This window comes from Seonamhaeicola marinus, from assembly GCF_008085455.1.
In genome coordinates this window covers 876,154-887,843 of record NZ_VSDQ01000679.1, presented here as the reverse complement: position 1 = coordinate 887,843, position 11,690 = coordinate 876,154, and the positions used below count along the sequence as shown (strand labels likewise).

Below are 11,690 nucleotides of genomic sequence, written 5' to 3'. Positions count from 1 at the left end.
TACTACTAATTTCATGCTTTTTGAAGTCGATTTTATAGAAGTTATCTACAAATGGAAAGAGATTTTAACAAAAAAGCCTCTAACAAAATATTAGAGGCTCTATATAATTTACTTAGGGTTAAAAGGTTTCGTTTTTAACTTTATCATTGTTAATATGACCTGGGTTGTCTTCGTACCAATTATCAAAACTAGCACCGCCTGAGGTAGCCCAATTTGAAAAGAAATTATAAGCTTCAATAATTTTAACGCGTTCATTTGGCACCTTAAAATCATAGGCCACATTTATAGCCCAAGGCAAGCCTGTTTCGGTTACATAATTACCATCTTGATCTCTATTAACACCAGAAACGTTAATAATATTCTCCCCAAGGGTCGTTGGATTTTTAAATGGCAAATGCACTTCTTTAGCTCTTTCTTTGTTAACAATTATAAAAGGGTTAAATGGTGCAGGCTCTATACTATTTGGATGTACTGGTTGCGCAAATATAATAGATACTGTGGTTGTTTTATTCAACATAGACCTTGCATCGTCAAACATTACGAATACGGCATTTTCTTGACCAGCCTCAGTTCCGTTACTATTTAGATTTATAAAAGCATGTTTTAAGTCTAAACCAGTTACACTTTCTATTTGGTTTGGTACTAAAGATTCTATTTCTAGTCCAAATCCGTTTACTGAACTTGCGCCATTAGCCTTAACTCTATAGGTAAAATCTAACTGAACAATTTGGTTTTGCGCATTTAAAACTGCTTTAAATCTGTATTTAAGTGCTACATCATTAAAGTCATAATCGCCTGTATGCGGCCATAAGTCTTCAAAGGCAAAAGTGCCCCAACCAAATTCACTAGGCGTAAAGGCTTCAAAAGCTAAATCTGCGTCATTAGGATAAGCGTCATTACTATCAATTACGCCATCGCCGTCTGAATCGGGTTCGCTTTCAACTGTATTTTCAACTTTAAATGTTGCTAAGTCATTTATGGTTCTATCAAAATTTGTATTGTTATTGGCATTTACGCCATAAACATATTGCCAATCTCCTGTTTCGGTATCCATTGTTATGAGATCCGAATTATTGCCTTTATTAGCAAGCCATAGTTGACCATTACTATCAAAGGTCATAGAGGTTGGCTTAAAAGGCAAATTAGCAGCACTTATTCTAGTACTTTGGTATACGTTATTTTGATCTAACTCTAGTCTGTACAATCCTGAAAAAGAGCATAAAAACAAAGTACCGTCTTCAGCAAACACTATATCTCCTCCTCCAGTGGTATGCAAGCCATTTATAGTCCAAGTATTTAGGATACTTCCGTTGGAAGGGTTAACCGTATACAGGTTTCTACCTTTAGAAAAGTATAATAAACCATCATTAGCATTAAAATCTAATCGGGGTCCACTCATCCCAAAATTTGTAATGGTTTCCCACGTATTATGTACTATGGAATATTTCATTAATGGGTGAGGGTTACATCTACCTATGGAATATAACACTTTATGTTCTTGATCAATGGCACAGGTATAGCTACCTACAGGCATATCTGAAAGGTACGTAAATGCACCACTTAAAGGATCTATTTGAAACAATTCTCCACTGCCATTTACACAGTATAAAAAGTCTTGGGTATTTCCATTCTTTCCAAATACTTTATTGGTACTGGCATCGTAATAATTAACCTGATTACTATTAACGTCTACAACTTTAGAGGTGTACTTAAGTTTACTTTTTCTACGAATATAGAGTTGGGTAAAATGGTTTGGTAAAATTACTGAGTGGGTAAGCTTACCATTTTTTGTAACACCATTAAATAATTGGCTACCTAAAACACCTGAATTAAAGACGGAGTCTGTTAAAATTTCACCTTCTTCATTTTCATAAGTTTCAATTCTAGCAAATTGTTTTTCAGAGGAATAGGCAAACACATCGTACTTCACATTATCTTCTGAATCGTTAATAGTAACTTGAATTTCTTTTTGAGTACTAAACTTAAATCCGTTTGGGATATCAATAGCATCAATTTCATTACCAGAATCTGGGTTATCTGGATTGAGATCTTTGTAATTTTCTAGTTCTTGAGATACATCGCAAGAAACTAGTAGCAATAGCATACTTGCCATTACCAATTCGGGGCGTATTAATTTCATTCTTGAGAGTATTTATGCAAATTAACGTTGTTTTTTGCATTTCATCGGATTTTTTAATATAAAATTCTCTCAACAATCTTTTAATTTTTCGATTAACGGTAAGCTCTTATTTTGTTTTGAATGATTTTAAATACAAAAAGCCCACTCTCGTGGGCTTTTATTTACTAGTAAAAAACTATTAATTAATTCTGAATTTTATCTACGTTTCTGTAACCTGAGTTATCTTTATACCAATCTGTATATACACCTCCTCCAGAAGTAGCCCACTGTGCAAAGAAGTTATAGGCATTCTTAACACTCACTTTTTCCTTTGGCACTTTAAAATCGTGAACAACGTTAATTGCCCAAGGTAAACCGGTATTTGTTACATAATCTCCATTGGTATCTTTATTAGCAGGACCCGTAACTTCCTCAGCTATATTATCACCCAAGGTTGTCGGACTTCTAAACGGTAAATGCACTTCTTTTTCTCTATTACCATTTATTATTAAAAATGGGTTAAATGGTGCTACACCTAAAGTACCTGTATCTATTGGTTGTGTAAACTCTATAGACACTGTGGTTTCTGTTCCTAACATTGCTCTAGCATTGTCAAATAAAATAACCACTGCATTGTCTTGACCAGACTCCGTTCCGTTAGCACTTACATTTACATAACCCTCTTGTAAGGCAGTTCCTGAAACGCTCTCCACCAAAGATGGTGATACATTTTCTAATTCAATACCAAATCCGTTATTAAATCCTGCTCCATTAGCTTTAACTGTATAAATAAAATCTACTTGAACTGCTAAGTTTTGAGAATTTAAAATGGCAATACACTTGTATTTAAGCGCCACATCATTGAAGTCGTAATCTCCTGTAGATGGCCATAAATCTTCAAAAGCTAATGTACCCCATCCATATTTACTTGGTGTAAATACTTCAAATGCTTTTTCTGCATCTTCTGGATATTCATCTTCACTATCTATAATACCATCGTTATCTGTATCTGTTTGATCTATTACTTCCGAAAACACTCTAAACGTTGTTAAATCGTTAATGGTTCTACCAAAGTCTGTATTATTGTTAGCATTAATTCCAAAGCGGTATTCCCAACCACCAGTTTCAGTATCCATTACTATTAAATCGGAGCTGCTGCCGTTACTGGCTAACCATAATTCTTGATTAGAATCTATAGTCATTGATGTTGGATTAAAAGGTAAGTTATCTGCACTTAATCTTGTAGCCTCGTAAATATTACTGCTATTATTCAATACTATTCTATAAAGTCCTCCAAAAGAAGCCAAATACATAGTACCATCTTCAGCTATAGACAAATCTCCTCCACCTGTATTGTTTAGACCCTCATCTATCTGCCATGTATTAAGTGTGTTCCCATTAGCAGGATCATAAGTGTAAAGTGTTCTTCCTGAAGAGAAATATAACAATCCATCCGTATCATTATATTCTAATCTTGGACCTCCTTTTTCTACATTACCTACTATTTCCCATGTATTATTATCAATGGAATATTTCATTAAAGGAAAAGGGTTACTTCTACCTATAGAATACAGCACTCTGTTTTCTTGATCTATGGCACAAGTGTAACTTCCCATAGGCATGTCTGATAAATAAACCAAATCTCCGTTTAAAGGGTCTACTTGAAACAATTCAGCAGATCCATTAACACAATACAGGTAGTCTGTAACTCCAGCTGGCTTTTTTGCCAGAGAACGCTTGCTTGTTAGGGATTCTCCATTAAAGTTAACTTCATTACCCACAACATCTTGAATAGATGCAGAGTATTTATAACCTTCTTTTCGTCTTATGTATAACTTATCATAATAAGTAGGTAAAGTTATGGTTTGATTTAGTCTACCATTGTAGGTGGCTCCGGAAAAAATTAGATTTTCTAAAACATCCGATTTAAAAACTGAATCTGTTACTGTTACGCCTTCCTCATTTTCATAGGTTTCTATTCCTACAAATTGTTTTTTATCTGAGTAGGCATAAACATCATACTTAATGTTGTCTTTACTATCTGTAATCGTAACATTTACTTGTTTTTGAGTGCTAAAATCGAACCCATCGGGGATATTTAATTGTTCGATATCTAACGCATCTACTTCAACTTCAAAGTCTTCTATTTCTTTTGTGACATCACAAGAGAAAATAAAAACAAGTAAAGCGAAGCAAATAAGTTGCTGCAAAATTCTTGTTGGTTTCATGGGGTGTAAATATTTATTGTTAATAAAATTTCTAATACAAAGTAACAAAAAAGAACCTCTTGTCGAAATCATTTACCTACAAAACCCTTAACAAGTGTCGACGAATGGTAAAAAAGTGTAGTTCATCGGATATTTTAATGCTTTAACTAGAAAAAACTCATTAAAAAGATTAAAACTTTGATTTTCTTTGCACTTATATTTGACAATGAGAAAACTAAAAAACAGCGAGTTAGACAGATTAAGTATAGACGATTTTAAAAGTGCTCAAAAAACACCTTTAATTATTGTTTTAGATAACATTAGAAGTTTAAATAATATCGGTTCTGTATTTAGAACTAGCGATGCTTTTTTAATTGAAAAAATTTATCTCTGCGGTATCACTGCAACACCTCCGCATAAAGACATTCATAAAACAGCACTTGGCAGTACAGAAACTGTTGCGTGGGAATACACAAAAGACGCTTTTGAGCTTATACAAAAACTAAAGGCAGATGGTGTAAAAATTTGCGCCATTGAACAAGCTGAAAACGCCACAATGCTTAACAACTTTAATCCAGAAGCTAATACTACTTATGCCCTAGTATTTGGCAACGAAGTAAAAGGGGTACAACAGGATATAGTATCAGCTAGTGATACTGTTATTGAAATTCCACAATACGGCACCAAACATTCTTTAAATATTTCGGTAAGTGCAGGTGTAGTAATTTGGGATGTATTTAGCAAACTAAGTGCTTTAGAACACTAATGTCTAAAAAAATTAAGACACCATGGCCTACTAAGGCAGCCATGACTCAAATTTATGATAAACACCTTTGGGGTGGTAATGATTTTGACTTTTATTCTGGTGAAGGGTCTCATAAACCTGAAATTATAAAACCTTATTTGAAACATGTCATTTCCTTTTTAAATGCCTATGAAACACCGCTTACCGTTTGCGATTTAGGTTGTGGAGATTTCAACATTGGAAAACATATTGTAAAGCATACCAAAACCTACACTGCAATAGATATTGTAGCACCTCTTATTTCTCGAAATACAACTATTTTTAAAGCGGACAACTTAGAATTTCTGTGTTTAGACATAGCTAAAGACGTTCTCCCCAAAGCAGACTGTGTTATTATTAGACAAGTATTGCAGCATTTATCTAACAACGATATCTTAAATATCTCCAAAAAGTTAATAGGATATAAATACATTGTACTAACTGAACATATTCCTACGGGAGATTTTACTCCAAATAAAGATATACTATCTGGACAAGGCATAAGACTGAAACAAAATAGTGGGGTGGACTTACTTGCTCCTCCTTTCAATCTCAAAATCAAGAAGACAACCATTTTAACCGAATACAAATTACCAAACAATAAAGGCAGAATAGTTACACTTCTTTATGAGACCTAATCGTTAATTACATTTAAAACATCTAACTTAGCATAAAGAACTTATACATTAATGTCTCATCCTTTACGCCAGCATATTGAAGAACTAGTTAAACTTACCGATGAAGAGTTTGCGTTTATTCTAGGTCATTTTGAACAGATTAAAAAACGGAAACACCAGTATTTAGTTCAGGAAGGCGATGTTGTAAAAAAGGAATTTTGGATTATTAAAGGCTGTTTAAAAAGTTCATTTATTGATAATGATGGTAAGGAACATATTCTTCAATTCGGAATGGAAAATTGGTGGATAACAGATTATGAGTCTTTTGTAAAACAAACCAAGTCTAAAATCTCTATAGATTGTATTGAAGATAGTGAACTATTATATATTACTTTAGAAAACAGAGACAAGTTAACTTCTGAGATGCACAAAATGGAACGTTTTTGGGCCAGAAAAAGTAAATTTGGTAGAATAGCCCTTCAGAATAGAGTACTTTCTCTTCTTCAAAACTCGGCTAAAGAACGTTATGATCTATTACTTCAGCAGTACCCACAGCTTTTTCAACGGGTTCCAAAAAAAATGATTGCGTCTTATTTAGGTGTCTCAAGAGAAACTTTGAGCAGACTGAACTCCTAGCCAATTAAACATATGTGACATACATCACATTAAAACAGTGATATACCTCCTTTTACTCCCTTTAAAATGATGGCACCTTTGCAGTGTAATTATTTTAAATAAAAATATCATGCCTTATGTAAACATTAAAGTTACCGACGAACAGGTAACTAAAACGCAAAAACAAAAATTGGTTGAGGGCGTAACTCAATTATTGGTTAATGTGCTTAACAAAGATCCTAAAACCACTCATATAGTTATAGACGAAGTGCCTATAGACAACTGGGGGTTTAACAGCCAAATTTATTCATCAACTTTAAAAACAAACAAAAATGAGAACTAAAACTGCCATTATTACCGGTGCATCTTCTGGTATAGGAAAAGCCATTGCAAAACATTTTATTGAAAGAGACATTAATGTGGTAATGAATAGCGCTTCCTTAAGCAATCTTGAAGCTGCCTATAAAGCCTTAGGACAACCATCAAATGCTATTTATTTGGCTGGAGATATCGCAGAAAAAGAAACCTCCCAAAAGTTAGCTCAATTAGCATTAGACACTTTTGGCTGTATTGATATCTTAATTAATAATGCTGGTGTTTTTTCGCCAAAGCCTTTTTTAGAGGTTAATGAAAATGATTTAGACTTGTATTGGAATGTAAACCTTAAAGGTACTTTTTATGCATCTCAAGCTGTTATTCCGCAAATGCTTAAACAAGGAAAAGGTGCTATTACAAATATAGGTACTGTACTAGTAGATCATGCTATTGCTGGATTTCCTGCCACCGCGCCAATAACAAGCAAAGGTGCCATACATGCCTTTACACGACAGTTAGCTGCAGAATATGGTAAAAGCAACATTAGAGTAAATACCATCTCACCAGGAATTATTAGAAGTCCATTACAGGGGAAAATTGGTGTTGAAGATGCCGATAGTTTAGCTGGACTGCACCTTTTAGACCGAATTGGAGAAGCTAATGAGGTGGCTGAAGCTGCTTATTACTTAGCTTCTGCAGATTTTATTACAGGTGAAACCATAAACGTTGCTGGAGGACACACCGTAGGTCACGCTATTTAATTTTAAACACAAAGAACATGTATCAAGAACATATAAAAGACATAGAAACAACTATTTCTAATTACTTTGAAGGTATTTTTAATGGTGACGTACACAAACTTAATGATTGCTTTCACTCTAGCGTTGTTTTGTTTGGTGATATTAACGGAGCGACCTACTTAAAAAGTAAAACTGATTATTTAGAAGGGGTTAAAAGCAGGCAAAGTCCAAAAGACCTAAATGAAACCTTTAAAATGAAAATAATAGGCTTAGATATTATGGGCGACATAGCCATGGCTAAACTCCATGTTCCTATGCTAGGTTACAATTACTACGATTACTTATCTCTAAATAAAATAGATGATAAATGGGTAATTGTTGGAAAGATTTTTACGCATGTTGCGTAAAAGACCTCAGAGGAATTAATACCTAAAACAGATTAATTCCTCTGGTTTTATAACCTAAACATATCTATTACTCTTGGATTTTTCTCTACAGTTTTATTTTTAAAAAAATCGAAATACGCCTTTTGCGAATTAATTAAATGGCCTTCAGTTTTGCTGTAGGTATTTGTCTGTTGGGCATCAAGCAATCTAGCTTTAACATTATCTTCCCACTGCAAATCAATACACTTTTTTAAAATTGCTTTTAACCTAGGTTCTAGCACTGGAACACAAACCTCAACTCGTTTATCTAAATTTCTAGTCATGCAGTCAGCAGATGCTATATAAACTTCCTCCTGTCCACCATTTCCGAAACAATAAATTCGAGAATGTTCTAAATACCTTCCAACAATACTTACTGCAGTTATGTTTTCACTTAACCCCTTTATACCAGGTAATAATCTAAAGATTCCTCGGACTATTAATCTTATTTTTACACCAGCTTGTGATGCCTCATATAATTTATCAATAACCCCCTCATCCTCAAGGCTGTTCATTTTTAATATAATGGACGCTGGCTTATTAGCTTTTGCGAACTTTATCTCCCTATTTATTTTACTATATAAGGACGTTCTTGTTGTAAAAGGAGACATCCATACCGTATGTATTCTTGGTTTAAATCCTTCTGGCTGATGTAAAAACTGAAAAACCTGTTTTAAATCTGAGGCAATTGGCCTACTTGTAGTTAATAATACAAAATCTGTATATAGTCTTGCTGTTTTTTCGTTAAAGTTACCAGTTCCAACATAAGCCAAATCAAAATCATTTCCTTCTAATAACAATATTTTAGAATGCACCTTTAGTTTCGGCATACTGTATAGCACGGTAGCACCCTTGCTTTTTAGCTTTTCGCCCCAATAAATATTATTCTTTTCATCGAATCTAGCTTTCGCCTCAATAAATACGGTTACCTTTTTTCCCTGTTCCAAACACTTTAATAGAGCATTAGCCACAACAGAATCTTTGGATACCCTATAAAGCGTAATATTTATAGCGTGAATTTCTGAGGATTCTGCAGCTTCAATTATTAATCGTGGTATATAATCAAACTTCTGATATGGAAAACTTAAAAGTGCGTCATTTTCTTTTAGGTATTTAATCAAAGAGGATTGATATTCCAAATCTGGGTGCGCGTAAGATTCTTGTTTAGGATAACATAAGGTACTACTATTTAGAGGTTTTGGAAAACCAAAAAAGTCACTAAAATTATGATACCTCCCACCTGGCATTAAATCTGTTTTGTTAAGCGCTAATTGCTTGTGTAAACGACGCACCAGTTCTTTAGGCATTTTTTTATCATATAACATTCGTGTTGGTATACCAGTATCTCTTTGATCTAGACTTTGCTTTATAGTTTCAACCAACTCTCCTTCAAACTCATCAAAGTATAATTCGGCATCTCTAGTTATTTTAACACAGTAGGAGGCAACGTCTTCAAAAATTTTATTCAAAAATTTCAGGTTAGCTCTAACCACTTCATCTAAATACGTAACATAAAAAGAACTGTCATTTGAAGGTAAAACCAAAAACCTAGGAAGTTTATCTGCTGGTATAGTTATAAGCACATCTTTATCTATATCTAGAAACAAAAACAATCCTTTATCTTTTAGTAAAACCTGTTCAAAGTCTGTGTTTAAATCATAAATACTAATATGCGATTTAACTTCGTTTTCAAAATATTTAAAAACAAATTCCCGTTGAATTTCAGAATACTCCTCATGCTCAATTAAATAAATATCCTCTTTTTTTAAATTAGGAATTATATCTTTTTCGAATGCCGTTCCAAAACGTTCTTGAAGCCCCATTACCTTTTCCTGAACATCTCTAACCAATTGCTTAGGTTTTTCCGTAAGTTTTTTTGCGGCGTCTTTCTGCAATCTTTTAAAGTGTCTTAGTTCTGAAACTCTAACCCTATAAAACTCATCTAAATTAGAAGAAAAAATGGCTAAAAAATTGAGTCGCTCATAAAGTGGTAATGATTTATTCTCTGCTTCTTGTAAAACACGCTCATTAAATGACAACCAACTTAAATCCCTATCTATATACTTATTCTGCATAAAGCCAAGATATGGTTGATTTGTTTACTAAAAGTTAAGCGTTTATTATTTTTAATTAATTGATTCGTATTCATTTAATTTTATAAATCAAAAAACCCTAAAGCTATACTTTAGGGTTTTTAAGGCTTTAAAAAAAACAAAAACTTAATCCCAATATTCCTTTACAACTTCAGCTATTTGAGGGTATTTTGTGTCATCCTCCTTAACCTCAGCTCTAAGGTTTTCAAGTCTGTTCTTTAAGTCTTTTATCACATCGGCATACTTTGCATCACCATATTTGTTATCCATTTCTTTGGGGTCATTTCTTAAGTCATAAAACTCCCAAGCTGGCGGTGTATCAAAAAATGACATTGATGCTGGATTATGAGCCCATTCTTGAGCTTCGGTATTTCTTTCGGAATTATAATCTCTTCCGTAGAAAAATATAAGTTTATAATCTTTAGTTCTTATACCAAAATGTGCCGGATTGTTGTGTTTGTGAGCCATATGCATCCAGTAACGATAATAGGTCTCTTTTTTCCAATCTTCAGGTTCATTTCCTGTTTCTATAATATCTTTAAAACTACTACCCTGCATATAATCTGGTGTTTCACCTCCACCCATATTAATAATCGTTGGTGCAAAATCTGTGTTATTAACTATAGCGTCAACTTTACTTCCTGCTTTTATAGTTTTAGGATATCTTACCAAAAATGGCATACGCATAGACTCCTCATACATCCAACGTTTATCAATATAATCATGTTCGCCTAACATAAACCCTTGATCTCCCGTGTAAATAATAATAGTATTATCCATTAACCCCTCAGCTTCTAAATAATCGAATAGGCGCTTTACGTTATCATCTACTCCTTTAACACAACGTAAATAACGCCTTAAATATTCCTGGTAAGCCAATCTCTTATATTCTGGATCTGGTATGCTTGGGTCTATTTCCATATGCATTCCCATATTTCTAATAACATTTCTATGACCAATTGACGATCCAATAGTATCGGTAAGCGTATTATTTACTCCTCTTGTTCCAATAGACCCATTGTTTTTATTGTCCCATAAACTTTCTGGCTCTGGAATATTAGTCTCTTCTAAATAATCTTTGTACCTCGGTGCAAACTCAAAAAAGTCGTGTGGCGCCTTAAAGTGTTGCATTAAGAAAAACGGCTTATTTTTATCCCTTTTATTCTTTAACCAATCTAAAGCAATATCTGCAATAACATCTGTAGAATGTCCTTCGTATTTCGTAGCATTTACGGTTCTAACTAAATCCTCCTCAAAACGGATTTCTTTTGGCTCGCCGCCGTCTTTAGCATATAATGTTGGATTAAAATAATCGCCTTGCCCAGGTAGGACATTATAATAATCAAAAGCATCAGGTGCATGTTTTAAATGCCATTTACCAATCATAGCAGTTTCATAACCTAATTTCCCCATTTCGATTGGTAAGTATTGATTTTCTTTAGCTAATCTTCCACTTAAATCTACCACACCATTAACCTGACCGTACTGCCCTGTTAAAATACTTGCTCTAGATGGCGTACATATTGAATTTGTACAGAACACATTTTCCATTAAAACACCTTCTTGAGCTAATCTATCGATGTTAGGCGTTGGATTTAAACTGGCCAATCTACTACCATATGCCCCGATACCTTGGGTAGTATGGTCATCGGACATTATATAAATTATGTTGGGTTGTTCTGGTTGTGGTGGTGTCTTTTCTTCTTCTTTACAAGACACAAAAAACAACAGTGTAGTACTTAAAAGTAATAGTGCTTTTAGTTTCATGAATATAG

10 protein-coding genes are annotated in these 11,690 nt (G+C 33.7%); 6 read left to right on the top strand and 4 right to left on the bottom strand.

What is annotated here, in order from left to right:
- Positions 1-118: 118 nt before the first annotated feature.
- Both FUA24_RS14960 and FUA24_RS14955 read right to left on the bottom strand, forming a co-directional pair.
- Complete coding sequence (locus FUA24_RS14960) at positions 119-2,140, bottom strand: LruC domain-containing protein (RefSeq protein WP_148543728.1); 2,022 nt, start codon at positions 2,138-2,140, stop codon at positions 119-121.
- Positions 2,141-2,322: 182 nt separating this feature from the next.
- Positions 2,323-4,347: an LruC domain-containing protein gene (locus tag FUA24_RS14955; RefSeq protein ID WP_187388293.1), complete on the bottom strand. Its 2,025-nt coding sequence runs from the start codon at positions 4,345-4,347 to the stop codon at positions 2,323-2,325.
- Positions 4,348-4,552: 205 nt separating this feature from the next.
- Between FUA24_RS14955 and FUA24_RS14950 the strand changes: the two genes are divergently transcribed.
- The 6 genes from FUA24_RS14950 to FUA24_RS14925 all read left to right on the top strand — a co-directional run bounded on the left by FUA24_RS14950 (position 4,553) and on the right by FUA24_RS14925 (position 7,804).
- Positions 4,553-5,092, top strand: coding sequence for an RNA methyltransferase (locus FUA24_RS14950; protein ID WP_148543723.1), 540 nt, complete (start codon positions 4,553-4,555; stop codon positions 5,090-5,092).
- Positions 5,092-5,748 carry a class I SAM-dependent methyltransferase gene (locus tag FUA24_RS14945; RefSeq protein WP_148543721.1) on the top strand — a complete coding sequence of 219 codons (657 nt, stop codon included), beginning with the start codon at positions 5,092-5,094 and terminating at the stop codon, positions 5,746-5,748. Before FUA24_RS14950 ends, FUA24_RS14945 begins: the two co-directional genes overlap by 1 nt.
- Positions 5,749-5,799: 51 nt before the next feature.
- Entirely contained in the window at positions 5,800-6,363 is a 564-nt protein-coding gene (locus FUA24_RS14940; RefSeq protein WP_148543719.1) for a Crp/Fnr family transcriptional regulator, read from the top strand.
- A gap of 109 nt (positions 6,364-6,472) precedes the next feature.
- Positions 6,473-6,685: a tautomerase family protein gene (locus tag FUA24_RS14935; protein WP_148543717.1), complete on the top strand. Its 213-nt coding sequence runs from the start codon at positions 6,473-6,475 to the stop codon at positions 6,683-6,685.
- The gene (locus tag FUA24_RS14930; RefSeq protein ID WP_148543715.1) at positions 6,675-7,418 is read left to right on the top strand and encodes an SDR family NAD(P)-dependent oxidoreductase; all 744 of its coding nucleotides are present in this window, start codon (positions 6,675-6,677) and stop codon (positions 7,416-7,418) included. Before FUA24_RS14935 ends, FUA24_RS14930 begins: the two co-directional genes overlap by 11 nt.
- Positions 7,419-7,435: 17 nt before the next feature.
- Positions 7,436-7,804 (top strand): nuclear transport factor 2 family protein, encoded by a 369-nt coding sequence (locus tag FUA24_RS14925; RefSeq protein WP_148543713.1) that lies wholly within the window; start codon positions 7,436-7,438, stop codon positions 7,802-7,804.
- A gap of 47 nt (positions 7,805-7,851) precedes the next feature.
- On the opposite strand, the gene ppk1 is transcribed toward FUA24_RS14925, so the two are convergent.
- Both ppk1 and FUA24_RS14915 read right to left on the bottom strand, forming a co-directional pair.
- Entirely contained in the window at positions 7,852-9,897 is a 2,046-nt protein-coding gene (ppk1, locus tag FUA24_RS14920; protein ID WP_148543711.1) for a polyphosphate kinase 1, read from the bottom strand.
- A gap of 144 nt (positions 9,898-10,041) precedes the next feature.
- A complete protein-coding gene (locus tag FUA24_RS14915) occupies positions 10,042-11,682 on the bottom strand; it encodes a sulfatase family protein (protein ID WP_148543709.1) in 1,641 nt (546 codons plus the stop codon).
- Positions 11,683-11,690 lie beyond the last annotated feature (8 nt).

Excerpts from the sequence above, each read along its gene's own strand:
- FUA24_RS14960 (WP_148543728.1), bottom strand. The coding sequence starts at position 2,140 with ATGAAATTAATACGCCCCGAATTGGTAATGGCAAGTATGCTATTGCTA.
- FUA24_RS14955 (WP_187388293.1), bottom strand. The coding sequence starts at position 4,347 with ATGAAACCAACAAGAATTTTGCAGCAACTTATTTGCTTCGCTTTACTT.
- FUA24_RS14950 (WP_148543723.1), top strand. The coding sequence starts at position 4,553 with ATGAGAAAACTAAAAAACAGCGAGTTAGACAGATTAAGTATAGACGAT.
- FUA24_RS14945 (WP_148543721.1), top strand. The coding sequence starts at position 5,092 with ATGTCTAAAAAAATTAAGACACCATGGCCTACTAAGGCAGCCATGACT.
- FUA24_RS14940 (WP_148543719.1), top strand. The coding sequence starts at position 5,800 with ATGTCTCATCCTTTACGCCAGCATATTGAAGAACTAGTTAAACTTACC.
- FUA24_RS14935 (WP_148543717.1), top strand. The coding sequence starts at position 6,473 with ATGCCTTATGTAAACATTAAAGTTACCGACGAACAGGTAACTAAAACG.
- FUA24_RS14930 (WP_148543715.1), top strand. The coding sequence starts at position 6,675 with ATGAGAACTAAAACTGCCATTATTACCGGTGCATCTTCTGGTATAGGA.
- FUA24_RS14925 (WP_148543713.1), top strand. The coding sequence starts at position 7,436 with ATGTATCAAGAACATATAAAAGACATAGAAACAACTATTTCTAATTAC.
- ppk1 (WP_148543711.1), bottom strand. The coding sequence starts at position 9,897 with ATGCAGAATAAGTATATAGATAGGGATTTAAGTTGGTTGTCATTTAAT.
- FUA24_RS14915 (WP_148543709.1), bottom strand. The coding sequence starts at position 11,682 with ATGAAACTAAAAGCACTATTACTTTTAAGTACTACACTGTTGTTTTTT.